Source organism: Streptomyces sp. NPDC002889 (assembly GCF_042888425.1).
Classification (GTDB): Bacteria; Actinomycetota; Actinomycetes; order Streptomycetales; family Streptomycetaceae; genus Streptomyces.
The window spans coordinates 263,953-288,503 of the sequence record NZ_JBIAPT010000007.1 but is presented as its reverse complement, the minus strand read 5'-3'; the positions used below and the strand labels follow the sequence as shown (position 1 = coordinate 288,503).

Here is a 24,551-nt window from a genome sequence, read left to right as displayed (position 1 = left end):
CCCGCAGCTCCGGGTGAAACACGCGCGACGCCGTCCCACTGGCGGAGGTCCGCCGCCGCTTCGGCCACTGGCACGACCCGATCCCGGCGCAGCTGGACGTGACCACGCCGGCGACGTACTCCACCACGACATCGCCGAACTGCTCACGCCACTCCCCTCCTTCACCACCGGCAGCGTCGCCCTCCTCGGTGACGCCGCCCACGCCATGACCCCGCATCCGGGCCAGGGAGCCTGCCAGGCCCTGGAGGACGCGACGACCCTCGCCGCCGCCCTGGCCGGTGGAACCTCCCTCGAATCGGCCCTCGCCCGGTACGACGCCGAGCGCCGCCCCCGCGCCCAGTCGGTCGCCCGCGCGGCCCGCCAGGCCGGCCGGATGGGCCAGCAACTTGCCCACCCCGTGGCGGTGGCAGTCCGCAACACGGCCCTGCGCCTGGCACCGGCCGGCGCTACAGTACGGACGATCCTGCGTCACTCCTCCTGGGTACCGCCGCACCTGGAGCCGGCCTCGCGATAGTGCAGGAGCCCCTGCCGGGTTTCCCCGGCAGGGGCTCACACATGGTTCCGCAGGTCCGTCGCGCGTCAGGCGAGGGCGCCCTCACCCTTCGCGAGCAGCCACTCCCGGTTCAACGAACCGAGGGGGATGCGGTGCTGGAAGACGGGCGTACCGAAGATGGACAGCTGCAACTGCAGCCATCCGGCCAGATCCACTCCGCCGTAGACCTTCCAGGCCCCGGCCGCCGACGTCGGCGTGGCCGTCGCGGCGGCCTCGCCCCGCAGGTACGGGGCGAGATCGGCGGTGACGCCGACCGCTCCGTACAGGCCGATGCTGGCCTCGGCCCCGAGGGCGGCCTTCACCTTGCCTGCGGCGGCCACCTTCGCGCGCACCGGGGTGCCGGTCATCTCGGCGGTGCTGACCGGCTTCCAGCCGCCTTCCTTCGAGTAGCTGCCGCCGACCCGGAAGTCGCCCTTGAGGTCCTGCTTGACCTCGACGGTCACGGTGCCGTCCGCGGCCACCTGGACATAGGCCGTGAGATCGAGGTTCACCACGACGGGCACGGGACCGACCTGGATCACGGGGTCGGCATGCAGCTTGGCGAACGGAATCCGCACCGGCTTGCCGCCCGCGGCGGCCTTGCCCTTGAGCTCCCACTGCGACGTCCAGTCACCGCTCAGGCCCAGGAACGCCGAGTCCGGCGCGAGGACGGACGACCCGTCGTACGAGAACTCGACCTTCGGCGCGAGCTGCACAAAGCCCGCGACCGACGCCGCCCCGCTCACGGGAACGCCCTCGGTGACCGGCAACGGGACCGACGCACCGACATCGATCCGCAGGCTGCCCAGGGGGACGTTCGCACCGTGCGGGCCGACCTCGATGTCCCCGGCCTTGGCCCAGGAGACCTTCACGCCCTGCACCAGCGGCTCGACGTCGATGGTCGCCGGGTCGACCGGCACGGCGCCGTCGGCCTTGTCGTCACCGAGCAGCGCGCCGAGCGTCGCCGGCTCGGTCTTCACCTCGGTGCCCTTCTCGGTCTGCCCCGCCACATCGGTGACCTTGGCGAGCAGCCCGTCGGGGGCCCCGGGGGCGGGCCCGCTGGCGATGATGTCGCCCACGGCGGGGGCACCGTCGGCGGGACCGGCCGCCGGCGCCGACGTCCCGCTCGGGGACGCCTTCCCGCTCGGCGCCGACGTCCGGCCCGGGGACGGCCTCCCGCTCGGAGACACCTTCCCCGCACCGGATATGACGGCACGTCGGCTGGTGCGGTCGTACGAGGCCACCTTCAGCGGCGACTTCTTCGCCTTCCCGTCCCCGCCCACCCGGGCGACGGCGGTCGGCTCGCCCTCCGGCACCCCGGCCACCGCGAGCTGCTGCGAGGGAGTGGCTTCGGGGGTGACGGTGCTGACGGCCTGCGGTGCTTCGGCGCCGGCCGCGTCCGGGGACGACGCCCCGGTATCGGCCGAGCACCCTGTGGCGAGCAGGGAAACAGTAATCAATGCCGCGAAAGCGGCATTTCTGGCACAGAGCTTACGCACGTGGGAGTCCTCGGAGCGTGTGTTTGGGGGATACGCGCAACAGGGAAGGGACTCGCGAATACCAGCGAGTAACAACCGGCCGAACGATCCCACATACACAGCGGCCGCCGTGGCGATTCCCCACAACCGCCTCAATGACGTGCGCCACACCGTCAACTCCCGTCCCGGCAACCGCTCCAGGGCAATCGGCGTGCGATCGGATTCTCCATGGTGTGCCTGAACCTCGTGCTTGCGGCTGCGCTGGGGGCGGAGGTCCCCGATGGCGTCGCCGACACGAGCCTTTGGGCGCCAACGCCCCAAGTTCGCGGAGGCAGTTGGCCGCACACGCGCGGAGCTGGAGTTTGAGGTACCGGACGCTGCCGACGCGGCTCTGGCGTGGGCTCGGCCGGCAGGCTTCGGACGCGCCACGCAGCGGGCCGCGGTCGAGGAAGTGTGCTCCCGCGAGTACTTCGGTGGAGGACCTGTTCGATCTGCTGCTGGACGGACTTTCCCCCGGCGGTCGTACCGGGTGGTGACGGCTGACCTTCGCCTCGCTCCGCGAGGAGCCCGCCGACCCGGGCCCAGTCCCGCGAGCGACGCCGAAGAGCCCCTGCCGGACTTCTCCGGCAGGGGCTCTCGGCTGCGGTGGACGTATGGGAATGCAATAGGGCCGAGCGCGGCCTACGGCGCGAGCCACTCCGCCTGGAGCTGGGGAGCCACGTTGGTCTCTCCTGTGAACAGCCAGGTCGAGGTGGCGTCACTTCCGGTGGTCTGGAAGGCCCTGAGGGAGATCACGTCACCGACATTCAGCTGAACAATCGTCGAAACGTCCTGCGACGTACCCATGCCGACCGGGGCGTCCGCGGTGTCCTGCCCGTCAAAGGCGACGACACTGCCGTTGACGGAGATGCGAAGTTGACGCTGCCCCTCGTCATTCGCAGTGAAGTCCCAGAGAATCCTTCCCTTGAGGAGGTAACGCCCGGCGGTGTTGACCTCCAGCGTCGAGGTCGTCGAGTCGAACATCGTGTCCGTGTCGTAGGCGGCGCCACTGAAAGTGATCTGGGTCTCGGCGTTGGTCGGGATGGTCTGAGATTCGCCGGCGAAGACACTCGCTCCGACATTGACCGTGGGCACGGCAGGCCCCGTGGCCCCGGTCGGTCCCGTCGCACCCGTCGGTCCTGTCGGTCCTGTCGGTCCCGTCGGGCCGGTTGCACCCGTCGCACCCGGGTCACCCTGCCCGCCCGTCGGTCCCGTCGGACCAGTCGCACCCGTCGGTCCCGTCGGTCCCGTCGGGCCGGTTGCACCCGTCGCACCCGGGTCACCCTGCCCGCCCGCCGTCCCCGTCGGCCCTGTCACACCCGGGTCACCCGGCCCACCCGCCGTCCCCGTCGGGCCCGCCGCACCGGTCGGCCCCGCCGCACCGGTCGGCCCCGCCGCACCGGTCGCCCCCTTCGGGCCCCGTTTGCATTTGTCCTTGCCGCGGCGGTCCGACTCGTCCTTGCACTTGTCGTCTACGCCGCCCGGTCCGCTCGGCGCGCTCACGCGTTCGCCCGTGCTCTGAGCCGCGACCGCGACCGGACCGACGACCCCGGCCGCCAGGACCAGCGCGAGTGAGGTGATCGCGCCGGCCGCGCTCCACTTGGCTCGACGGGGCAGGGGTCCCAGCCGGGACCCTGTCCTGTTGGCAGGACTCATGTACGTGCTCCTTGTTTCGATCGGTTGGGGACTCCAGGTCCGATCCCAAGGGCGAGCTTGACCCGCGCGCAGCCGATCGATCGTCACACCCGGTCGGCGCGCGCCGATTATCAATAACTCGGAGTAATCGTTGGATCCAGGTGGGGCGCTCTTCGTCCGCCGATACGCACGCGGTGCGCGCGGCCGGCCGGGCGCCGTTCCGAGCCGCCCGGCTCGTGCGGTGACGAGGGCCGGACGTGCAGTGCGGAAGACGGCGGTGCACGACAGCCGGTCCGGTCCGACACGCACGCTCCGGCTCACACCTCCGGGGGACCAGTGCGCCGCCCGCGGCCACGCCACGCATCCGGCCCTGACACGAAGCAGGCAGCGACGCAAGCCTGTTGACCCCCGATTCCGGCAGGGGGCTGCGGATCCAGTGAGCCCCCGCTCGGTGGATCCGGGCACGCCTGCAGAGCAGTGCGTCACTGCGGTACGGACAGGAGCGGGGGCACGCAAGGCTCTTCGGAAGCGGAGAGGCATCCGGGCGGACCGGATCAGACGCAGTTGCGGTACTTCACTGCTGCACGACGCCGAAGAGCCCCTGCCGGACTTCTCCGGCAGGGGCTCTCAGCTGCGGTGGACCTGTGGGGATTTGAACCCCAGACCCCCTCGATGCGAACGAGGTGCGCTACCAGACTGCGCCACAGGCCCTTGCAACGAGTGAAACTCTAGCATCCCGATCGGCGTGCTTGGAAATCCGTTTCTCCGCTGGTCACGGACACCGCCCGGGCCGGTGTCACTCGTTGGCGGCACGCCGCCTGCCCTCGTCGGCGTACTGGTCGAAGAGCGGGGTGCGGCCACGTTCGCGCGGGCGACGGGGCGACGTCGGGCGCCGGCTCGAAGGGACGTCCGCGGTCGGGGCCGGGGCGTCGGAGCCCGCCTCGGCCTGTGCCTTCGCCTGCGCCTGGTTCGGCTCCGCCGTCGAGGAGCGGGCCGCGCTCCAGGTCTCCGGATCGCTGACCTCCACCCCACCGGAGGCACGCGGGGCGACCGGGGCCGTCACATACGTCGGCAGCGGGACCGGAACCGGGTCCCAGCTGTCGCCGCGGGCCGGGCCGCGCTCGCGCTGCTGGTCCACCCACTCGGCGTGGTCGGTCTGCTCGACCAGCGCCCGGCGGTCCGCCTCCTGGGGGGAGAGCTGGGGAGCGGGGTCGGGTTCGGTGAGCACCGCGGGTTCCCCGTCCGGCTCGGCAGCCGTCTCCGCCGCCGACTGGTGCCGGCGGGGACCCCTCTCCCGCAGCCGCTGCGCCGCGGCCTCGGCCCGGCGCCGGTCCATGGTGAACGCGAAGCGCCGTCGCTCCTGCCTGCGCAGATGAAGGATGTAGAAGCTCAGGAGCAGGGCCGGTACGGCCGGAGCCCACAGGAAGCCGAGCCCGCCGACCGCCGCGACGATCGCGCCGGCCGTGAAGGCAAGGAAGAGGACGATGGTCGTCCGTCTGCGACGGGCCAGGACCCGGCTGCGCCGTGCGCGCTCGACGGCGGCCCGGTCGGGCCGCGGCCGACGGCCGGCCGGAGGCCCCGCCGGACCCCGCCTCTTGGCCGTCTGGCCGGCCTGCCCCTGCGACGCCGGGGTGCGCCGCCCCGGCACCTCCATGCGGGCTTCCGTACGGGCCGGGGGCGCGGCGAAGGCCCGGACGTCCACGGAACTCAAACGGTCCGTGACGGCGTCCGGGTCCACCTCGGGCTCGGGCTGCTCGGCACTGCGCTCCCGCAGCTCCTTGGCATATCGGCGCTCCATCGCCGCACGTCCGGACAGCAGCCGGATGGCGGTGGAGAAGCGTTCCGTCGGACGGGCTTCGTTCAGCTCGTCCTGCCTGCGGAGCCACATCGGCACCAAGTAGGCGGCCCAGGCCCCGACGATGACTGCGTAGATGAGGCCGCTGCTGCTCACGCATCACACCGTAGAGGGATTTGCGCAAGGGGATCCGCCAATTGGCCCGGTGTGTCGCACGATCTGGCTGATATCACGGACTTTTTTTGTGATTGTTCGGATCAGCTCATGGTCGACACCGATCGTTTTCGAACGTTTATTTTATTTCTCGAGCTGTGCCAGGTCGTGCCCGGTGCCAGCGGCGGAGCAGCCCCTCCGGCACCTCCTCGGCCGTCAACGCGAAGACCAGATGGTCCCTCCACGCACCGTCGATGTGGAGGTAGCGGGGGCGCAGTCCCTCTTCACGGAATCCGAGTTTCTCCACGACGCGGCGGCTGGGACCGTTCTCGGGCCGAATGCAGACTTCCATCCGGTGCAGCCCGACCGTACGGAAGCAGTGGTCCACGGCGAGAGCGACAGCGGTCGGCATCACCCCGCGGCCCGCGACCTCGCTGTCCACCCAGTAGCCGACATGGCCCGAGCACATCGAGCCCCAGGTGATCCCCGCGACCGTCAGCTGGCCCACCAGCCGGCCCCGGTACTCGATGACGAACGGCAGCATCCGCCCCGCGTTCGCCTCAGCGCGCAGATGGCGGACCATCTGGCGGTAGGTGGGCCGACGGGCCACCGGGCCACCGGGCGCCGGCGGCGGGATCGTCGCCTCCCACGGGCGCAGCCAGTCGCGGTTGCGCCGGTTGACCTCGCGCCAGGACTGCTGGTCACGCAGCCTTATCGGGCGGAGGGTGACATCTCCGTCCGCCAGCGTCACCGGCCAGGGCATCCTCATGACGGCCGGGGATGGTCGCCGCCACGGATCTGGTCGACGGCATGGCGCAGGAGATGTTCCAGTACGGCGAGTCCGTCGTGCACGCCGCCGGTGGAGCCGGGCAGGTTCACGATCAGCGTGCGTCCTGCCACGCCGGCGACGCCCCGCGACAGGGCCGCCGTGGGCACCTTCTCGCGTCCGTGGGCGCGGATCGCCTCGGGGATGCCGGGGATCTCGTGGTCGAGCAGTTCGCGGGTGACGTCCGGGGTGCGGTCGGTGGGCGAGATGCCGGTGCCGCCGGTGGTGAGGATGACGTCGTACCCGGCGGCGACCCCCCCGCGCAGGGCCTCGCCGACCGGGTCACCGTCGGGGACGACGCGGGGGCCGTCGACGGCGAAGCCGAAGGAAGCCAGTCCCGCGGCGATGACCGGACCGCCCTTGTCCTCGTACACACCGGCGGCGGCACGGTTGGAGGCGGTGACGACGAGCGCTCGGTACGGCGCGTCCGGGGCGGTCATGAGCCCGTCTCCTCGCGCGCCGCGTCGCGCGACCAGTCGCCGGACTTGCCGCCCGTCTTCTCCTCCACCCGGATGTCCGTGATGACCGCCGCCTTGTCGACCGCCTTGACCATGTCGACGACGGTGAGCGCGGCGACCGAGACCGCGGTGAGCGCCTCCATCTCCACGCCCGTGCGGTCCGTCGTCTTCACGGTGGCAGTGATCTCGACCGCGTCGTCCGTGACGGACAGATCCAGTTTCACCCCGGAGACGGCGAGCGGGTGGCACAGCGGAATGAGATCGGGTGTGCGCTTGGCGCCCATGATGCCGGCGATCCGGGCCGTGGCGAGCGCATCACCCTTGGGGACACCCTCGCCGCGCAGCAGCTCCACGACCTGCGGGGAGACCAGGACCCGGCCGGTGGCCCGCGCGGTGCGCGCGGTCACGTCCTTCTCGGAGACGTCCACCATGCGGGCCGCCCCCGCCTCGTCGATGTGCGTCAGCCTGCCTTGGGTACTCATCTTCGCGCCTGTGCTCCCGGTCCGGACCCTTGGGCCTGTGTGGGCAGACACGGTACCGCCACTGCCCGGCTCTCACCCCAGGAGGACCGCGTCGACCTCCGTGCCGGGCTCCACCGAGGTCTCGGCCTCCGGGACGACGATGAGGCAGTCGGCGTGTGCGAGCGCCGCGATCAGATGGGAACCGGCGCCGCCGACGGGGGTGACGCTGCCGGCCTCGGAGTCGTACGTGCCCCGCAGGAACTGGCGCTTGCCCGCCGGGGACGACAGGGGCTTGTCGGCCTTGAGCACGGCGCGCGCCTTCGGGCGGTGCACATCCGGCAGTCCCATCAGCGCACGGATCGCGGGGCGGACGAACAACTCGAAGGAGACGTAGGACGAGACCGGGTTGCCGGGCAGGGCGAGCAGCGGGGTGTGCTCGGGGCCGATCGAGCCGAAGCCCTGCGGCTTGCCCGGCTGCATGGCGAGTGTGCGGAAGTCGATCCCGCTGCCGGGCACGTCCTCGTCGCCTACCGACGAGAGGGCCTCCTTGACCACGTCGTACGCACCGACGCTGACGCCACCGGTGGTCACCAGCAGGTCCGCGCGGATCAGCTGGTCCTCGATGGTGGCGCGCAGTGTCTCGGCGTCGTCGGTGACCGCGCCGACGCGGAAGGACAGGGCGCCCGCGTCCCGTGCGGCGGCGGCCAGCGCGAAGCTGTTGGAGTCGTAGATCTGGCCCTGGCCCAACTCGCCGCCGGGCTGAACCAGTTCGCTGCCGGTGGACAGGACGACCACACGGGGCCGCGGCCGCACCCGCACGGTGCCGCGGCCGATGGCGGCGAGCAGACCGATCTGCGGGGGTCCGAGGACCGTGCCCGCCTGAAGGGCCAGGTCACCGGCCTGGACATCGCTGCCGCGGGCGCGCACATGGGAGCGCGGCTCGACCGGACGGTTCACGCGGACCTCGCCGCTCGCGCCTTCGGGCGCCTCCCCGGCCGGACGCATGGTGGTGGCCGCTTCCCCGCCGCTGCCGCCGTCGGTCCACTCGACGGGGACGACCGCCTCGGCACCGGGCGGCAGCGGGGCTCCGGTCATGATGCGCGCTGCCTGGCCGGGGCCGACGGTGGGCAGCGGGCCGCTGCCCGCCGCCACATCGCCGATGACCGTCAGCACGGCAGGGAACTCCTCGCTGGCGCCGGCGACGTCGGCCGTGCGCACCGCGTACCCGTCCATGGAGCTGTTGTCGAAGGGTGGCAGCGCGACGGGGACGGTGACGTCGTCGACCAGGACACAGCCCTGGGCGTCGGGCAGCTGGAGCTCGATGGGATCCAGTGGGCGGATCGCGCCGAGGATGTCCTCCAGGTGGTCGTCCACCGACCATGTCGTGCTGCTCACGGTCCTACATCTCCTCGGTGACGTAACTGCGAAGCCAGGTCCGGAAGCCCGGGCCCAGGTCTTCACGTTCGCACGCGAGTCTGACAATGGCGCGCAGGTAGTCGCCACGGTCGCCGGTGTCGTAGCGGCGACCCTTGAAGATCACACCGTGTACGGGGCCGCCCAGCTTCTCGTCCTCGGCGAGCTTCTGGAGGGCGTCGGTGAGCTGGATCTCGTTGCCGCGGCCCGGCTCGGTCTCCCGCAGTATGTCGAAGACGGCGGGGTCGAGGACGTAGCGGCCGATGATCGCCAGGTTGCTGGGGGCCTCGGTCGGGTCGGGCTTCTCCACCAGGCTGGTGACCCTGACCACGTCGCCGTCGCGGGTGGGCTCGACGGCCGCGCAGCCGTACAAGTGGATCTGGGACGGGTCGACCTCCATCAGAGCGACGACGCTGCCGCCCTCGCGCTCCTGGATCTCGACCATACGGGCCAGCAGCGGGTCGCGCGGGTCGATCAGGTCGTCGCCCAGCAGGACGGCGAAGGGCTGCTCGCCCACGTGCGGCGCCGCGCACAGCACCGCGTGGCCGAGGCCGCGCGGGTCGCCCTGGCGCACGTAGTGCATGGTGGCGAGGTCGCTGGACTCCTGTACCTTTGCGAGCCGTTCGGCATCGCCCTTGCGGGTGAGCGCTTCTTCGAGCTCGTAGTTGCGGTCGAAGTGGTCCTCGAGCTGCCGCTTGTTGCGGCCGGTGATCATGAGTACGTCGGAGAGGCCGGCCGCGACCGCCTCCTCGACGACGTACTGGATCGCGGGCTTGTCGACCACAGGCAGCATCTCTTTGGGAGTGGCTTTCGTGGCAGGCAGAAAACGGGTGCCGAGGCCTGCGGCGGGGATGACAGCCTTGCTGATCCTGGAGTGCGACTGAGTCATGCGGAGCACCCTATCCGGTGAGTATGGGCGGAAGATGATACTCCGGTTAACTTCAGTCGCATAAAGACATATACGAGAGGCTTACAAACGGGTAATGGGCGAAGAAATGTCCGGAAAGAGTGCGGTACGGACCGAACTCCTCGACGCACGAGGGCTTCTGTCCACCAAGGACGTCCAGGAGGCCGCCGCGGTTCTCGCCCGACACGCCCTCGAGCTGCCGGAATTGACCGGAGCGACCACAGTCGCGGCCTATGTCTCGGTCGGACGCGAGCCCGGCACCCGCGCACTGCTCGACGCGCTGCACGCCCGGGGCATTCGCGTCCTGCTTCCCGTACTGCTGCCGGACAACGACCTGGACTGGGGCGTGTACCGGGGCGCGGACCATCTGGTGCGCGCCGGGCGAGGCCTGCTGGAGCCGGACGGCGAGCGCCTGGGGCCGCACGCCGTCGTCGAGGCCGGTGCCGTACTGCTGCCGGGCCTCGCCGTGGACGCCCACGGCATGCGGCTCGGCCGCGGCGGCGGCTCGTACGACCGGGTGCTGGCCCGGCTGGCCGCAGCCGGAGCGGACCCCGCGCTCGTGGTGCTCCTCTACGCGAACGAGGTGGTCGAGCGGATCCCCGTGGAACCTCACGACCACCCCGTGCACGCGGTGGTGACACCCGAAGGCGTCACCCGCTTCAGCCGGCCGCCGCGCCCTTCGGCGTGAGCGTGAGGGTGTCGACGGTCTTCGCCGACACGGCCTGCTCGCCGTAGGCCCAGTCCAGCAGATCGCCGTTCGCCCACTTGTCCGTCTGGTCGGTGTAGTGCGCGTTGTAGGCGTGCCCCGACGCGCCGGTCAGGTTGATCCACCGGGACTTGTCCCAGTCGCCGACGTTGAGGACCATCCGCATCGAGGGCACCCAGACCACTCCGTAGCCGCTCGCCGCGTTCCAGCCGGTGGCGTTCACCGCGGCCTCGCCGCCGCCCAGGTTCCACGGCCCCCGGTTGAGGACGAACTGCAGGAAGCCCGGACCCTCGGTGCCCAGCGTCTGGTTCTTCAGCGTCAGCTGGTGCAGCCGGCCCCAGCTCCAGCTGGAGGCATCCTTGCCGAGCTCGGCCGTCAGCTCCCAGCGGGCGTCATCCATGGCGCGGCCGAGCAGCTCGTCACGGGTCTCGGTGGCGGGCTCGGTGCGGCGCTTCGGGGAGCTCCACCACTCGTTGTTCTCGTCCTTCAGTATCCGGCGCACCACCTCGTACCAGCGGTCGCCGCCGTCCGGCTGCGCCGTGTCCCCGTCGCGCCGGCCGCACTCGCGCACCCGCTCGTCGAGGTCGTCGTCCGGGGCCGTGCTGTCGGCCCGGCGGACGTTGAGGCACTCGTCCTCGACCCGCAGCTCCTTCGGGAGCTTGTTGCCGAACGCCAGCTTGAGGACATTGCGCCACACCACGTTGAAGTACGCCGCGGCACCGGAGTCCGGCTCCTGGGTGTAGTCCCAGCCCTCCAGCAGCTTCTGCGCCTCGCGGACGTACGGGTCGGAGATGTCGATCTTGAGCAGATACGGGGTGAGCAGCTTGGCGATCTCGCTGCTGTTGTCCATCTGCATGGTGCGCATGTCTTCGGTCGAGATCTTGCCGCCACCCTGGATCTTCGACTCGATGAGGTCGTTGATCCGCTGGCTGCGGGCGCCGTAGCCGTAGTCCTTGGTGATCAGGTACGGGTACTTCTCGGCGTCGACGACCGACTGGTTGGCGGTGACGATGTAGCCGCGGTCCGGGTTGTACTCGTACGGCAGCTCGTCGAAGGGGATGTAGCCCGTCCACTTGAACTTCGGATCCCAGCCGGGCGCGGGCGTCGAACCGTCGCCCAGGGCCCGTATCGGGATCCTGCCCGGCGCCTGATAGCCGATGTTCCCCTTGGTGTCGGCGTAGACCAGATTCTGCGACGGCACCTCGAACTTCCGCGAGGCCTTGCGGAAACTCTTGAAGTCCTTGGCCCGGTCGAGCTCGAAGACAGCGTCCATGGAGTTACCGGGCTGCAGGGCGGTCCACTGCAGGGCGACGGCGTAGCCGGAGCCGCGGTCGGGGGCCGCATTGGAGACCGGGGCCTTCTCGCCGACCTTCTCCAGCTCGCTGCTGCGGTCGGAGACCAGAGGCCCGTGACCGGTGGAGCGGACGGTGATCTTCTTGTCGGCGCCGCCCGCGACCTTGATGACCTCCGTGCGGGTGGTCAGTTTCCTCTCCCTGGCGCCGACCTGGTAGTTGTCGCCGGAGAGCTTCTCCAGGTAGAGGTCGGTGACGTCCGCGCCGAGGTTGGTGAACCCCCAGGCGATGTCCTGGTTGTGGCCGATGATCACACCGGGCGTACCGGAGAACGTGTAGCCGGCGACGTCGTACTTGCAGGCGGCGGAGACCGTGCGGCAGTGCAGGCCCATCTGGTACCAGAGCGAGGGCAGCTGCGGCGCGAGGTGCGGGTCGTTCGCCAGCAGCGGCTGGTTGGTCGTCGTGTACCGGCCGGCGACGACCCACGAGTTGGAGCCGATGCCGTTGCCGGACGGCCCGAGCAGAGCCGGGATCGCGTCCAGGGTGTCGGACAGCGCGGACAGCTGGGAGTTCAGCCCCTGCGTGGCGCCCGCAGGGCTCTCCGCCCCGTTGCCGGTGCCGGTGCCGTTCCCGTTGGCACCGCTGCCGTCGCCGCCGTCGTTCAGGTCGGACGGCTTTGCCGCCGGATCGAACCTGCCCGTGGCCGGATCGATCCCGCCCTCCGCGACGATCGGCTTGTTCCGGTCGTACGGGTAGGCCGGGTACAGGTCGTTGATCTGCTCCTCGCTGAGCCTGCTGGTCAGCAGCGAGCGGTCGATCTCCTCCTGCATGTTGCCGCGCAGGTCCCAGGCCATCGCCTTGAGCCAGGCCACCGAGTCGACGGGCGTCCATGCCTCGGGCTTGTAGTCGTTGGTGAAGGCCAGGGCCGCGTACTCGACGGAAAGCTCCTCGGCCGAGCGCCCCTTGAGATAGGCGTTCACACCGTCCGCGTACGCCTGCAGATACTTCTTGGTCTCGGCCGACAGCTTGGTGTCGTACTCCTGCTGCGCGACGCGGCGCCAGCCCAGCGTGCGCAGGAAGGCGTCCGTCTCGACCTGGCCCGAGCCGAACATCTCGGAGAGCCGGCCGGCCGTCATATGGCGGCGGACGTCCATCTCCCAGAACCGGTCCTGCGCCTGGACGAAGCCCTGGGCTCGGAAGAGGTCCTCGTCGGTGTCCGCGTAGAGCTGCGGAATGCCGTGGTCGTCGCGCTTGACCTCGACCTTGCCCTTCAGGCCGTCGAGTTCGATGGTCCCGCTGGTCTGCGGGAAGGAGGCGCGCACCGTACTGATGCTCCAGTACGTGCCGTAACCGACACCCGCGACGAGCGCCAGCACCAGGACGAGCACGAGCAGGCGGGCGCGTCGCCCCTTCTTCTTGGGGGAAGGGGCGGTTGTGTTGGCGGGCATCGCTGTCCTTCGAGGGGCAGGGTGGTCCTGGGAATGCTGGAGCAACTCTAGGCGCAGCGTTCAACCGGACCGGACGCGGTATCCGTAAGGCATCGTCCACCCCCGTCCGGACCGATCATTCGACCGTCAAGAAAGCGTTAAAGATTAGGTAAGGTAACGAAGTGTCGTTCGCCGGTTCGACGATCCGGCACGCATGCGCGAGGGAAGGATCGGCCACTGACTGTCCACCAGCTCAACGCACTCCTGCTCATCTGCTCGCTCGTTCTGCTCGTCGCCGTCGCGGCCGTGCGCATCTCGTCCCGCAGTGGGCTCCCCAGCCTGTTGCTGTATCTCGGCATCGGGGTCGCCCTCGGGCAGGACGGCATCGGTGACGTCAGTTTCAACGACGCGAACCTGACGCAGGTGATCGGTTATGCCGCACTTGTGGTGATCCTGGCCGAAGGTGGCCTGAGCACCAAGTGGAAGGAGATCGAACCCGCGTTGCCCGCGGCGGTCGTGCTGTCGACCGTCGGCGTCGCGGTGAGCGTGGGCGTCACGGCGACCGCCGCCCACTATCTGGTGGGCCTGGACTGGCGGCAGTCCCTGATCATCGGCGCGGTCGTGTCGTCGACCGACGCCGCCGCCGTCTTCTCCGTCCTGCGCAAGGTGCCGCTGCCCTCCCGGGTGAAGGGCGTGCTGGAGGCCGAGTCGGGTTTCAACGACGCCCCGGTGGTCATCCTGGTCGTCGCCTTCTCCGCCGACGGACCGATCGACTCCTGGTACATGCTCATCGGGAAGATCGCCCTGGAACTGGCGATCGGCGCGGGCATCGGCCTGGCGACGGGCTGGCTGGGCGCGTTCGGGCTGCGGCATGTGGCACTGCCCGCCTCCGGTCTGTACCCGATCGCCGTGATGGCGATCGCCGTGGTCGCCTACGCGGCCGGCGCCATGGCGCACGGCAGTGGCTTCCTCGCCGTCTACCTCGCCTCGATGGTGCTCGGGAACTCCAAGCTGCCGCACTCGCCCGCCAACCGCGGATTCGCCGAGGGGCTCGGCTGGATCGCCCAGATCGGCATGTTCGTCCTGCTGGGCCTGCTGGCCACCCCGTCCGAGCTGGTGGACGACTTCTGGCCCGCTGTCGTCGTCGGCCTGGTGCTGACGATGGTGGCGCGCCCACTGGAGGTCTTCCTCAGCCTGATCCCCTTCCGTATCCCCTGGCAGGAGCAGGTGCTGATGTCCTGGGCGGGGCTGCGCGGAGCGGTGCCGATCATCCTCGCCACCATCCCGACGGTCTTCGGGGTCGAGGGCAGTGGCCGGATCTTCAACATCGTCTTCATCCTGGTGGTCGTCTACACCCTGATCCAGGGGCCGACGCTGCCCTGGCTGGCGAGGGCGCTGAAGCTCGGCGACTCCGCCGAGGCGGCCGATCTCGGGATCGAGTCCGCTCCGCTGGAGCGGCTGCGCGGACATCTGCTGTCGGTCGCGATCCCCGCGACCTCGAGGATGCACGGCGTGGAGGTGGCCGAGCTGCGGCTGCCGCCGGGGTCCGCGGTCACCCTGGTCGTACGCGACGAGAAGAGCTTCGTACCACTGCCCTCGACGGTGCTGCGGCACGGCGACGAGCTGCTGGTGGTGGCCACCGATCCGGTGCGGGACGCGGCGGAGCGGCGGCTGCGGGCGGTGGGCCAGGGCGGAAAGCTGGCCGACTGGCTGGGAACGGGCGGAAGAGCCACCCGACGACCCGGTTGAAATCCCAGGCCCGTACCCAGTGATATTGACCATTTCCCAGGCGCATATGCGCCTGGGCCCCTGTATCGTGAAGCCGCACTGATCGACCAACTCTGCCTGACGCAGAGCTGGCGCGACCGTATGGCGGCCGCGGAGTCCCCGCACCGGACCCCGGTATCTACCGCAGTTCCGCGCAAGAGGACAGCTCTCGGCTGCTCCCCGGCACCCCGGCGAGCGCTACCAGGCGGCAGAAAGGCAAGGGGCCGTGGCATCCACGGTCACTTCTGACAAGCGGCCCGGCTACGGGCAGCTGCTCCGTACCCCCGGAGCCTGGACATTCCTGCTTCCCGGATTCGCTGCCCGTCAGCCCTTCGCGATGCTGACCATCAGCATCGTCCTGCTGGTCCAGCACACCACCGGTTCGTACGGCAGCGCCGGCGCCGTGGCCGCCGTCACCGGTGTCTCCATGGCACTCTTCGCGCCGCAGAGCGGCAAGCTCGCCGACCGCTTCGGTCAGCGCGCGGTGCTGTTGCCCGGCGTGCTGGTGCACACCGCCTCCGTGACGGTGCTGATCACGCTGGCGCTGACGGACGCGCCGCTATGGGCGCTGTTCGCGGCGGCCGTGCCGGCCGGCGCGTCCGTTCCACAGGTCGGCCCGATGGTGCGGGCCCGCTGGGCGGCCAGGCTCCCCGGCTCCCCGCTGCTGCAGACGGCCGCGGCCTTCGAGTCGGTGACGGACGAGTTCACCTTCGTGGTCGGGCCGGTCCTGGCCACCGCCCTGTGCACCGGCGTCCATCCGGCCGCCGGTCTGACCGCAGAGGCCGTGCTCACGCTGGCCGGCGGTCTGCTGTTCGCCGCCCAGCGCCGCACCCAGCCCGCCCACGCCGGCCCGCTCGCCGACGCGCGCGCCGAGCGCACATCGGCGCTGCCCGCGCCCGGCGTACGGGTCCTGGCCGTGGCGTTCCTCGGCATCGGTTCGGTCTTCGGCGGTATGCAGGTCTCGCTGACGGCCTTCACCGAGCAGATCGGGCAGCCCGGCATGAACGGCCTGCTGTACGGGCTCTTCGCCGCGGGCAACATGCTGGCCGGCGTCGCCGTCGGCGCGATCGCCTGGAAGACCGGGCCGCGCCGGCGCCTGGTGCTCGGATACGCGGGCCTCACGGTCGCCGCGTCGCTGCTGTGGACCGCGCACTCCGTCGTGCTGCTCGGCGCGCTGGGTCTGGTCGTGGGTCTGTTCATCGCCCCCGCCCTGATCACCGGCTACACGCTGGTCGAGTCGCTGGTGCCGGCGTCCGGCCGCACCGAGGCCTTCACCTGGCTGACCGGCGCCGTGGCGCTGGGCCAGGCGGCGGCCGTCACCGTGGCCGGGCGGCTGGCCGACGGGTACGGCCCGAGCGCCGGATTCGCCGTCCCTCTGGTGGGCACCGCGCTCGCTCTGGCCACCCTGGTCGCCCTGCGCTCGCGGCTGTCGCCGAGGGGGCCGGGGAGGGTCGCGGCACGTGGGATGGGTCACCGCGTGCCGGTGACGGTGGACTGATCCAGCGGAATACGTCACTATGGACTGTCGTTAGCACTCATTGAGTGAGAGTGCCAGGAGGAAGACAAGTGCCGACCTACCAGTACCAGTGCACCGAATGCGGCGAGGGCCTCGAGGCGGTGCAGAAGTTCACCGATGACGCCCTGACCGTGTGCCCCAGCTGCGATGGACGCCTGAAGAAGGTGTTCTCGGCGGTAGGCATCGTCTTCAAGGGCTCCGGCTTCTACCGCAATGACAGCCGCGGATCGTCGTCGAGCAGCGCGCCCGCCTCGACGTCCTCGTCGACGAGCGCGAAGTCGTCGTCGGACTCGAAGCCCGCCGCCTCCTCGTCCTCCTCGGGTTCTCCGTCGAGCTCGTCGCCCTCCAGCTCTTCGTCGAGCAGCTCCTCGTCGAGCTCGAGCGGCAGCTCAGCCGCCTGATCGCTTCTGATCCCTTGGTCTCCGGGACCCCGCCGCCGTGCAGCGCACAGCGGCGGGGTTCTCGTCGTCCTGGACTCCATACGGCGGGCTCCGCAGCGTTCGGGCGGGCGGCTACTGTGACCGCCATGGCGACCAACGCGAACGCAGCAGCAGCGTCCGGCTCCGCGGAGATCGGCGTGATCGGCGGCTCGGGCTTCTACTCCTTCCTGGAGGACGTCACCGAGATCCAGGTCGAGACCCCGTACGGCCCTCCCAGCGACTCGCTGTTCCTCGGCCGGATCGCCGGCCGACCGGTCGCGTTCCTGCCCCGGCACGGCCGCGGCCACCATCTGCCGCCGCACCGCATCAACTACCGCGCCAATCTGTGGGCGCTGCGCTCGGTGGGCGTACAGCAGGTGCTCGCGCCGTGCGCGGTGGGCGGTCTGCGCCCGGAGTACGGCCCCGGCACGCTGCTCGTGCCCGACCAGCTCGTGGACCGTACGAAGGCCCGCACGCAGACGTACTTCGACGGCCTGCCGCTGCCCGACGGCTCGATCCCGAACGTCGTGCACGTATCACCTGCCGACCCGTACTGCCCGCAGGGACGCAAGGTCGCGCTCGCGGCAGCGCGTGGGCGTGACTGGGAGCCGGTGGACGGCGGGACGCTGGTGGTCGTCGAGGGGCCGCGCTTCTCGACCCGGGCCGAATCCCGGTGGCATGCGGCGATGGGCTGGTCCGTGGTCGGCATGACCGGGCACCCGGAGGCGGTCCTCGCACGTGAACTGGAGCTCTGCTACACGTCGATGGCCCTGGTCACGGACCTGGACGCGGGTGCCGAGGCCGGCCAGGGCGTCTCGCACGAGGAAGTGCTGAAAGTGTTCGCGGCCAATGTGGACCGGCTGCGGACCGTCCTCTTCGACGCGGTGGCGGGCCTGCCGGAGGACGGGATGCGGGACTGCCTGTGCATGCATGCCCTGGACGGGCTCGACCCGGGCATCCAGCTGCCGTAAACCCCCTCCGGGGTGAGGCAGTTGTCCACAGATGAGGGTTCGTCCACAGGCTCGAGCGGAGCGGGCACGTAGCGGGGATCGTGGGGATCGGTCGGTCAACGGAACCGGCGGACAGCTCTCTGCGACAGACGGGTGTGCGACATGCCACTTCCCAGCTCCTCCACTCCCCGTTCCCTTTCGTCATCCTCATCGCCTTCGTCATCCTCATCCTCCTCGCCGCCCCCACCCTCCTCACCCTCTTTGCCCTCTTCGTCACCCCCGTTCCCCGGACCCCCGCTTCCCGCGTCCGCGGCGCCGGAGCCGCTGGGTGTGCCGCCGTTCGCTCCGCTGCGGGTACGAGGCGGGGCGCAGCGGCTACGACGGGCGATGCGCCGGAAGCGGCGTGCGATGGCGGCCGGCCTGGCGGTGACGGCCGCCGCGCTGGCCGCATCGAGCGCCCATGGACCGGACGGCCCGGTCGATCCACTGGGGCCGCGCGGCGAACGCGGTCAGGGCGGCGGAGTGTTGGCGGCCGCGGCCCCGGCGCACGAGCGACGGCCGGCCGCGGATCTGGTGTCCGCTCCGGTACGGATCGCGGACGCCGCGACGGTCCGGCTGCTGCGCCCGGGAGACCGGGTCGATGTGATCGCGTCCGTGAACTCCCCGGTGGGGGAAGGCGGGGAAGCGAAGGTTGTGGCATCGGGGGCCCGGGTGGCCGAAGTTCCGGAGGTGCTCGAGAGTTCCGTGGACGGCGGCGCGCTGGTAGTGCTGTCCGTACCGCGCACGACCGCGGCCGAGCTGGCCGGTGCGGGAGCGAGCTCCCGACTGACGGTAGTCATGTGCTGACCCGTAACCGACGTGCCGTAGGTTGCCCCGCAGCCCCCCTCTCCTCCTGCACATCGGAAAAGAGATTCGTTCGTGAGCAAGAACAAGCCAAGCGTGCTGGACGGCTTCAAGGCCTTCCTGATGCGTGGCAACGTGATCGACCTCGCGGTGGCGGTGGTCATCGGTGCCGCCTTCACCAACATCGTGAACGCCGTGGTGAAAGGGGTGATCAATCCGCTGGTCGGCGCCTTCGGGACGAAGGAACTGGATTCCTACGCCTCCTGCCTGAAGGACCCCTGCAAGCTCGTGAACGGCGAGATGCAGGGCATCCAGATCATGTGGGGTTCCGTGCTCGGCGCGACGCTCCAGTTCCTGATCACTGCGGCCGTCGTCTACTTCCTCATGGTGCTGCCCATGTCGAAGTACCTCGCGCGCCGGGCCGAGATACAGAAGGCGAAGGAAGGCGTGCAGGAGACGCTGGAGGTGAGCGAGCTGGAGGTCCTCAAAGAGATCCGCGACGCCTTGGTGGCACAGCGAGGTACGAGTGCCCCGGGTCCGTCGGGTACTTCGGGTCCGTCTGCCGTTTCGGGCCCGTCGGGTACTTCCGGCGCTTCGGGTCCGCCGGGCGCCCCGGGGCATGGCAGCGGCCGGTAGCGACAGCGCGGGCCCGTGAGGGCTCAGACGTGATGGGGCGGCTTCTCGTCCAGGAAGCGCGCCAGATCCGCGGCGCTGTCGCCACCAGCGGGAGGCCGCTCGCCCCACCCACGGTCCGTATCGTCCGAGGATTGCTGGTCCAGCGGATCGTCGAAGATCAGCTTCGGCTTGGGCTGCTGCCGGGGCTGCTTCGCAGCACGCGGTCCGGAGGTGGGGGCGGTGCTCATACCTCCAGGGTACGGCGGCGAGGCAGAGCTGCGTCAGCGGTCCTGGGGACCGCTCCACGGCAGCCCCTCGCGCGGTGACCGAGTGACCCGGCGCGGCGGCGCGCGCGTCCCGCCTGGCGTGCCCTGACCGCTCTGGTGTGCTGGGCCGATGATGTCCACACCTGCACCGGACCACCGCGCAGGAGCAGATCCGGCCACCCCCCCGCTGCGCCGTATGAAGGCCCGCAGCCGTAGCGAGCCCCATCGCGCGGTCACGCCGCTGGAGCTGTTCTTCGACCTGTGCTTCGTCGTGGCTGTCGCCCAGGCCGGAGCGCAACTGGTGCACCCGCTCGCCGAAGGCCACTACGCCGACGGAAGCATCGGCTACGCCTATGTCTTCTTCGGCGTGTGGTGGGCCTGGATGAACTTCACCTGGTTCGCCTCGGCCTACGACTGCGACGACGTGCCGTACCGCATCGCCACGTTTATCCAGATCAGTGGCGTGCTGATCTACGCGGCCGGCGTGCCGCGTGCCTTCGTCGACAACGACTGGACCGTCGCCGTCATCGGCTATCTGGTGATGCGGGTCGCCCTGACCGCCCAGTGGCTGCGCGCCGCGGCATCCGAGCCGCCGGGGCCGGCCCGCCGCACCAATGCCCGCTACGCCGCCGGCCTCGTGATCTGCCAGGCGGCCTGGGTGGCGCTGCTGGCCGCCCCCGAGAACATGCGGCGCTGGCTGTTCCCGATCGTGGCAGTGGCCGAGCTCCTGGTTCCGTTGATCGCCGAGCGCGACCACCAGACCCCGTGGCACCCGCACCACATCGCCAAGGGATACGGCCTGTTCAGCCTGATCGTGCTGGGGGAGACGATGTACGCGGCCACCACCGGTGTGCAGTCCGCGCTCGACGAGACCGATGCGGTGGACGAACTGCTGCCGATCGCCGGCGGCGGACTTCTCATCGTCTTCTCCGCCTGGTGGGTCTACTTCGCGGCGCCCGCCCACGAGCGGCTCGGCTCCAACCGTCAGTCCATTCCCTGGGGTTACGGGCATCTGCTGATCTTCGCGTCCGCCGCAGCGATCGGCGCGGGCCTGGAGGTCGCTGTGGAGGAGGCGGTCCACAAGGCCCATGTCTCCACCACGGCCGCGGCGGCCACTGTCACGATCCCCGCCGCCGCCTTCGTCCTGATGGTGTGGCTTCTGCACTCCCGCCACTTCAAACGCGGCTTGGCGCAGCAACTGACACTGCCGGCCTGCGGAGCGGCCATGCTCGTCTGCACCTTCACGGGCCGCTGGGCGGTGCTCGCCGCCGGTTTGGTCGCCGCCGCGACCGTCGCGGTCGGTGTGACCCTCACCACCCGCCCCGTCCGCCACACTCGACCCCAACTACCGTGATACGCATGGGCGTTATGGACAGGATTGACGCAGCGACAGACGGCCTCACCGATGTGAGGGGTCTACGGGTCGGCCATGCGCAGGTCCCCGGGGACCGTGCACTCAGCGGCACCACCGTCGTCCTCGCGCCCGAGGGCGGGGCGATCGCCGCGGTCGACGTACGGGGCGGCGGGCCCGGCACCCGGGAGACCGATGCCCTCGACCCCCGCAACCTGGTCCAGCGCATCGAGGCGGTGGTGCTGACGGGCGGCAGCGCGTTCGGGCTCGACTCGGCGGCCGGGGTTATGGCGTGGCTGGAGGAGCAGGGCCGGGGCGTACGGGTCGGACCCGACCCGTGGCAGGTGGTTCCGGTGGTGCCGGCCGCATGCGTCTTCGACCTCGGCCGTGGCGGCGACTGGAGGGCCAGGCCCGACACGGCGACCGGACGCGCCGCGGTGGAGGCGGCGGCCGCGTCCGCCGAAGGCGCACCGGTCGTACAGGGTGGCGTGGGTGCCGGGACCGGCGCGGTCGTCGGGCAGCTCAAGGGCGGCATCGGCAGCGCGAGCACGGTGCTGGAGTCCGGGATCACCGTCGCCGCTCTGGTGGTGGCGAACGCGGTTGGTTCGGCGGTCGATCCCCACACGGGCGCGCTGTACGGCGGGTACGTCAGCGAGCCGGCGGAGCGCATCCCGACCCCGCTGCCCGCGGTCCATGCCGCGGCGCAGCTGCGGCTGGCCGAAGCCCGCGAGAGGAACGGGCCGGCGCCGCTGAACACCACCCTCGCCGTCGTCGCCACCGACGCCGATCTGACCCGCTCCCAGGCGCAGAAGCTCGCGGGGACGGCGCACGACGGCATCGCGCGCGCCGTGCGTCCGGTCCATCTCCTCAACGACGGGGACACGGTCTTCGCGCTCGCCACGGGGACCACCCGCCTCGACTCGGCACGCCCCCTCGCCCTCAACGATGTGCTGGCCGCGGGTGCTGACGTGGTGACGCGTGCGATCGGGCGAGCGGTACTGGCGGCACGGAGCATCGAGGGGCCGGGCGGTGTCTTCCCTTCGTACCGGGAGCTGTACGGGGTCGAGTGACGTACCTCGGGCTGCTTCGTTTTGCCGAACCCGGGACGCGTTGTCGGACCCAGGCGCTACGTTTAGCAACCAGCAAGTGACGTGTGGCGACGGCCTGGAGACCCATCTTGAACGAGCCGACCGAGCAGAACGACGGGCAGAACGAGCCGTACGAGACAACCGAGACGCACCTCGAGCGACTCCTGGGTCGGGCGCTCAACTCCTTCGATCTGCCCGATGCGACGGTCGGGCGGCTCGAGTCGGCGCTGGCACACGCCAGTTCGCTGCACTCCTCCCACCACAGCGCGGCTCTGCACCGCGCCACCTACCGTCATACGTATCTGCTCGGCGACGGCAGTTCGCTGACACTGTGGGAGCTGGTGCACAGCACCGGCCGGGACGGCGCCGATCAGCACCAGGCGGCCGATCAGCACGAGGTCTACGCCGAGGAATCCGAGGCCCGGCTCGCCGCATCCCGGCTGCCGGCCGGCTTTCCGGGTTTCGCAGGCTCCGAGTTCCTGACCACCACGGACAGCTGCCTGGACGAGATCACCCCGGGCTCGGACCTGGACGCCGATCTGGAGCTGCTCGCCTCGCTGATGTCCCCGCCGCCGGATCCGGCGCCGCCGGTGTATGTGCCGGACGACTCGGCGGACCACGCCCGCCGCGTACTGCGCCGTGCGGAGAACGCGGACCGGCCCGGCGAGGAGACGGCTCTGCGGCTGCGGGCGGCGTTCGCCCACCACATCACGCAGGTCTTCGGCCGCCAGTTCCGGGTGGCGGGCAAGGACGCGGGCTTCACGCTGTACGAGCACGCGTTCCTGCTGCTCGACGGCACGGAGAGGAGTCTGTGGGAGGTCGAGCACACGGCGACGCCCGACGGACGCCATATGTGCGAGGTGTACGACACCGAGCACACCGCGCGCGAGGCCGTGGAGCTCCGCGCACAGGTGCGTCGCTGACCCGGCCGACGACGGCCCCGGACACAGGGGAACGGGACCTCAGGCCACAGGCCACAGGCCACAGGCCACAGGCCACAGGCCACAGGCCACAGCATGACGATGCCCGCGCCACCGGAGTGACGCGGGCATCGTCGGCAGGCCGTACCGGTCAGTGCGCCAGCACGGGCTCCGGATCAGCGCTCTTCACCGGCGTCAACTCCTCCTCCGCGCCTTCGACATGCTGCTTCGGGCGGGCCGGCAGGAAGAACATCACCACGAAGATCACGCCCAGTACCGCGGCCACCCACCACAGCGAGTTCTGGAACGCCTCCACGAAGGCCTTGCCCACCGCGCTCGGTGCGATCCGGTCGTCGATCGACCCGAAGAAGACCACCGACACCAGGCCGAGTCCGAGCGCATTGCCCATCTGGCCGGTCGTGTTGATCAGACCGGACGCCGAGCCTGCGTGCTCGCGCGGGACGTCCGAAAGCACCGCGTCCGTCAGCGGGGCCACGATCAGGCCCATACCCACACCCATGATCACCAGCGGAGCGATCATCTGCCAGGACTGGATCTCGGTACCGTACCGACCGGCCTCCCAGATGTAGAGAAGCAGTCCGGCGGCCATCGTCGCCGCGCCGGCCTGCAGCACCTTCCGGCCGAAGCGCGGGACCAGCATCTGTACGGACATCCCGGCCGCAGCCGAGACCGCGATGGAGAACGGCACGCCGGTCAGACCCGCCTTAAGCGGGGTCCAGCCGAGACCGCTCTGCATGTACAGCGTCCAGACCAGGAAGAAGATGCCCATCACGATGCCGAAGGTCAGCTGAACGGCGATACCGGCGGCGAAGCTCTTCACCTTGAACAGCGACAGTTCGACCAGCGGCGAGCCGTCCTTGCGCGCCTTGTACTTCTCGTACACGACGAACGCGGCGAACACGAGCAGGCTGCCGGCCATGCACAGGTGACCCCACAGCGGCCAGTCCAGCTCACGCCCGCGGGTCAGCGGGTAGATCAGCATTAGCAGGCCGAGCGTGACCATCGCGACGCCGACCAGGTCGAGCCGGAGCGCCTTGGGGGCGCGGGACTCGGTGATGAACTTGCGGCCCAGCAGCAGACCCGCGATGCCCACCGGCAGGTTGATCAGGAAGATCGGGCGCCACTCGAGGCCGAAGAGATTCCACTGGGTCAGCAGCGCCCCGAGCAGCGGGCCGGAGACCGCGCCGAGCCCGATGATCGCGCCGAACAGACCGAAGACCTTGCCGCGTTCATGCGCCGGGAAGGTGACATGGATGATCGCCAGCACCTGCGGCACCATCAGGGCGGCCGTCGCGCCCTGCAGCAGGCGGGAGGCGACCAGCATCTCCTCGTTCGCGGCGAAACCGCAGAGCGCGGAGGCGAGCGTGAAGCCGGTGATGCCGATCAGGAACAGCCGCCTGCGACCGTAGATGTCACCGAGCCGGCCGCCCGTGATCAGACCGGCGGCGAAGGCGAGCGCATAACCCGCGGTGATCCACTGGATGGCACCCAACGAGGCACCGAGATCCTTCTGGATGCTGGGGATCGCGATATTGACGATGGTGACGTCGACCAGGTCCATGAAGGCGGCGGTCATCACGATGGCGAGCGCTATCCAGCGACGGCGGTCTGATGCCGTACCCGGTACGGCGGACTGTGAACTCATAGGAAGAAAGTTAGAGGTGATATAGGTC

The 24,551-nt window shown here is 70.4% G+C and carries 21 protein-coding genes, 1 tRNA gene and 1 pseudogene; 11 read left to right on the top strand and 12 right to left on the bottom strand.

What is annotated here, in order from left to right; all coding sequences use genetic code 11:
- Nucleotides 1-23: 23 nt before the first annotated feature.
- Nucleotides 24-514 (top strand): annotated as a pseudogene (locus ACFYWI_RS13215) (FAD-dependent monooxygenase); the annotation flags it as partial.
- A gap of 65 nt (nucleotides 515-579) precedes the next feature.
- Here the strand turns inward: ACFYWI_RS13215 and ACFYWI_RS13210 are convergent.
- The 9 genes from ACFYWI_RS13210 to galU form a co-directional block, all read right to left on the bottom strand.
- Entirely contained in the window at nucleotides 580-1,992 is a 1,413-nt protein-coding gene (locus tag ACFYWI_RS13210; RefSeq protein ID WP_389229912.1) for a hypothetical protein, read from the bottom strand.
- Between the two features lie 699 nt (nucleotides 1,993-2,691).
- Nucleotides 2,692-3,144 (bottom strand): hypothetical protein, encoded by a 453-nt coding sequence (locus ACFYWI_RS13205; protein ID WP_389229909.1) that lies wholly within the window; start codon nucleotides 3,142-3,144, stop codon nucleotides 2,692-2,694.
- 1,177 nt (nucleotides 3,145-4,321) lie between these two features.
- A tRNA-Ala gene (locus tag ACFYWI_RS13200) sits at nucleotides 4,322-4,395 on the bottom strand.
- A gap of 85 nt (nucleotides 4,396-4,480) precedes the next feature.
- Nucleotides 4,481-5,635, bottom strand: coding sequence for a gephyrin-like molybdotransferase receptor GlpR (gene glpR / locus ACFYWI_RS13195; RefSeq protein ID WP_389229906.1), 1,155 nt, complete (start codon nucleotides 5,633-5,635; stop codon nucleotides 4,481-4,483).
- Between the two features lie 136 nt (nucleotides 5,636-5,771).
- The gene (locus ACFYWI_RS13190) at nucleotides 5,772-6,401 is read right to left on the bottom strand and encodes a GNAT family N-acetyltransferase (RefSeq protein ID WP_389229903.1); all 630 of its coding nucleotides are present in this window, start codon (nucleotides 6,399-6,401) and stop codon (nucleotides 5,772-5,774) included.
- Nucleotides 6,398-6,898 carry a molybdenum cofactor biosynthesis protein B gene (locus tag ACFYWI_RS13185; RefSeq protein WP_389229900.1) on the bottom strand — a complete coding sequence of 167 codons (501 nt, stop codon included), beginning with the start codon at nucleotides 6,896-6,898 and terminating at the stop codon, nucleotides 6,398-6,400. The genes ACFYWI_RS13190 and ACFYWI_RS13185 overlap by 4 nt, the downstream gene beginning before the upstream one ends.
- Nucleotides 6,895-7,398, bottom strand: a complete 504-nt coding sequence (moaC, locus tag ACFYWI_RS13180) for a cyclic pyranopterin monophosphate synthase MoaC (protein ID WP_389229897.1) — start codon at nucleotides 7,396-7,398, stop codon at nucleotides 6,895-6,897. The genes ACFYWI_RS13185 and moaC overlap by 4 nt, the downstream gene beginning before the upstream one ends.
- 72 nt (nucleotides 7,399-7,470) lie before the next feature.
- A complete protein-coding gene (gene glp, locus ACFYWI_RS13175) occupies nucleotides 7,471-8,772 on the bottom strand; it encodes a gephyrin-like molybdotransferase Glp (RefSeq protein ID WP_389229894.1) in 1,302 nt (433 codons plus the stop codon).
- Nucleotides 8,773-8,776: 4 nt separating this feature from the next.
- Entirely contained in the window at nucleotides 8,777-9,679 is a 903-nt protein-coding gene (galU, locus tag ACFYWI_RS13170; protein ID WP_389229891.1) for a UTP--glucose-1-phosphate uridylyltransferase GalU, read from the bottom strand.
- A gap of 94 nt (nucleotides 9,680-9,773) precedes the next feature.
- On the opposite strand from galU, the gene ACFYWI_RS13165 reads away from it, so the two are divergent.
- Nucleotides 9,774-10,385 (top strand): 5-formyltetrahydrofolate cyclo-ligase, encoded by a 612-nt coding sequence (locus ACFYWI_RS13165; protein WP_389229887.1) that lies wholly within the window; start codon nucleotides 9,774-9,776, stop codon nucleotides 10,383-10,385.
- Here the strand turns inward: ACFYWI_RS13165 and ACFYWI_RS13160 are convergent.
- Nucleotides 10,357-13,143 carry a penicillin acylase family protein gene (locus tag ACFYWI_RS13160; RefSeq protein ID WP_389229884.1) on the bottom strand — a complete coding sequence of 929 codons (2,787 nt, stop codon included), beginning with the start codon at nucleotides 13,141-13,143 and terminating at the stop codon, nucleotides 10,357-10,359. The two genes, ACFYWI_RS13165 and ACFYWI_RS13160, sit on opposite strands and share 29 nt — an antisense overlap.
- A 216-nt stretch (nucleotides 13,144-13,359) precedes the next feature.
- On the opposite strand from ACFYWI_RS13160, the gene ACFYWI_RS13155 reads away from it, so the two are divergent.
- The 6 genes from ACFYWI_RS13155 (at nucleotide 13,360) to mscL (ending at nucleotide 19,253) form a co-directional block, all read left to right on the top strand.
- Nucleotides 13,360-14,871, top strand: coding sequence for a potassium/proton antiporter (locus ACFYWI_RS13155; RefSeq protein WP_389230099.1), 1,512 nt, complete (start codon nucleotides 13,360-13,362; stop codon nucleotides 14,869-14,871).
- 244 nt (nucleotides 14,872-15,115) lie between these two features.
- Nucleotides 15,116-16,387, top strand: a complete 1,272-nt coding sequence (locus ACFYWI_RS13150) for an MFS transporter (RefSeq protein WP_389229881.1) — start codon at nucleotides 15,116-15,118, stop codon at nucleotides 16,385-16,387.
- A 68-nt stretch (nucleotides 16,388-16,455) separates the two neighbouring features.
- A complete protein-coding gene (locus tag ACFYWI_RS13145) occupies nucleotides 16,456-16,806 on the top strand; it encodes an FmdB family zinc ribbon protein (protein ID WP_389229878.1) in 351 nt (116 codons plus the stop codon).
- A 125-nt stretch (nucleotides 16,807-16,931) separates the two neighbouring features.
- The gene (locus ACFYWI_RS13140; protein WP_389229876.1) at nucleotides 16,932-17,795 is read left to right on the top strand and encodes an S-methyl-5'-thioadenosine phosphorylase; all 864 of its coding nucleotides are present in this window, start codon (nucleotides 16,932-16,934) and stop codon (nucleotides 17,793-17,795) included.
- Nucleotides 17,796-18,104: 309 nt separating this feature from the next.
- Nucleotides 18,105-18,620, top strand: coding sequence for a hypothetical protein (locus tag ACFYWI_RS13135; protein WP_389229873.1), 516 nt, complete (start codon nucleotides 18,105-18,107; stop codon nucleotides 18,618-18,620).
- A 72-nt stretch (nucleotides 18,621-18,692) separates the two neighbouring features.
- Entirely contained in the window at nucleotides 18,693-19,253 is a 561-nt protein-coding gene (mscL, locus tag ACFYWI_RS13130; protein ID WP_389229870.1) for a large conductance mechanosensitive channel protein MscL, read from the top strand.
- 23 nt (nucleotides 19,254-19,276) lie between these two features.
- On the opposite strand, the gene ACFYWI_RS13125 is transcribed toward mscL, so the two are convergent.
- Nucleotides 19,277-19,480, bottom strand: coding sequence for a hypothetical protein (locus ACFYWI_RS13125; RefSeq protein WP_389229867.1), 204 nt, complete (start codon nucleotides 19,478-19,480; stop codon nucleotides 19,277-19,279).
- Nucleotides 19,481-19,631: 151 nt separating this feature from the next.
- On the opposite strand from ACFYWI_RS13125, the gene ACFYWI_RS13120 reads away from it, so the two are divergent.
- The 3 genes from ACFYWI_RS13120 to ACFYWI_RS13110 all read left to right on the top strand — a co-directional run bounded on the left by ACFYWI_RS13120 (nucleotide 19,632) and on the right by ACFYWI_RS13110 (nucleotide 22,860).
- Nucleotides 19,632-20,852: a low temperature requirement protein A gene (locus ACFYWI_RS13120; RefSeq protein ID WP_389230096.1), complete on the top strand. Its 1,221-nt coding sequence runs from the start codon at nucleotides 19,632-19,634 to the stop codon at nucleotides 20,850-20,852.
- A 14-nt stretch (nucleotides 20,853-20,866) separates the two neighbouring features.
- Nucleotides 20,867-21,919 carry a P1 family peptidase gene (locus ACFYWI_RS13115; protein ID WP_389229863.1) on the top strand — a complete coding sequence of 351 codons (1,053 nt, stop codon included), beginning with the start codon at nucleotides 20,867-20,869 and terminating at the stop codon, nucleotides 21,917-21,919.
- A gap of 107 nt (nucleotides 21,920-22,026) precedes the next feature.
- On the top strand, nucleotides 22,027-22,860 hold the full coding sequence (locus tag ACFYWI_RS13110) for a DUF6227 family protein (RefSeq protein WP_389229860.1): 834 nt from the start codon (nucleotides 22,027-22,029) through the stop codon (nucleotides 22,858-22,860).
- A 148-nt stretch (nucleotides 22,861-23,008) separates the two neighbouring features.
- Here the strand turns inward: ACFYWI_RS13110 and ACFYWI_RS13105 are convergent, their stop codons facing one another.
- The gene (locus ACFYWI_RS13105; protein WP_389229855.1) at nucleotides 23,009-24,523 is read right to left on the bottom strand and encodes an MFS transporter; all 1,515 of its coding nucleotides are present in this window, start codon (nucleotides 24,521-24,523) and stop codon (nucleotides 23,009-23,011) included.
- Between the last annotated feature and the right edge of the window lie 28 nt (nucleotides 24,524-24,551).

What these genes read in the sequence shown, in the direction of transcription:
- moaC (WP_389229897.1), bottom strand. Translation starts at nt 7,398, where the DNA reads ATGAGTACCCAAGGCAGGCTGACGCACATCGACGAGGCGGGGGCGGCC.
- ACFYWI_RS13125 (WP_389229867.1), bottom strand. Translation starts at nt 19,480, where the DNA reads ATGAGCACCGCCCCCACCTCCGGACCGCGTGCTGCGAAGCAGCCCCGG.
- ACFYWI_RS13105 (WP_389229855.1), bottom strand. Translation starts at nt 24,523, where the DNA reads ATGAGTTCACAGTCCGCCGTACCGGGTACGGCATCAGACCGCCGTCGC.
- ACFYWI_RS13190 (WP_389229903.1), bottom strand. Translation starts at nt 6,401, where the DNA reads ATGAGGATGCCCTGGCCGGTGACGCTGGCGGACGGAGATGTCACCCTC.
- ACFYWI_RS13115 (WP_389229863.1), top strand. Translation starts at nt 20,867, where the DNA reads ATGGACAGGATTGACGCAGCGACAGACGGCCTCACCGATGTGAGGGGT.
- ACFYWI_RS13165 (WP_389229887.1), top strand. Translation starts at nt 9,774, where the DNA reads ATGGGCGAAGAAATGTCCGGAAAGAGTGCGGTACGGACCGAACTCCTC.
- ACFYWI_RS13185 (WP_389229900.1), bottom strand. Translation starts at nt 6,898, where the DNA reads ATGACCGCCCCGGACGCGCCGTACCGAGCGCTCGTCGTCACCGCCTCC.
- ACFYWI_RS13140 (WP_389229876.1), top strand. Translation starts at nt 16,932, where the DNA reads ATGGCGACCAACGCGAACGCAGCAGCAGCGTCCGGCTCCGCGGAGATC.
- ACFYWI_RS13120 (WP_389230096.1), top strand. Translation starts at nt 19,632, where the DNA reads ATGTCCACACCTGCACCGGACCACCGCGCAGGAGCAGATCCGGCCACC.
- ACFYWI_RS13160 (WP_389229884.1), bottom strand. Translation starts at nt 13,143, where the DNA reads ATGCCCGCCAACACAACCGCCCCTTCCCCCAAGAAGAAGGGGCGACGC.
- galU (WP_389229891.1), bottom strand. Translation starts at nt 9,679, where the DNA reads ATGACTCAGTCGCACTCCAGGATCAGCAAGGCTGTCATCCCCGCCGCA.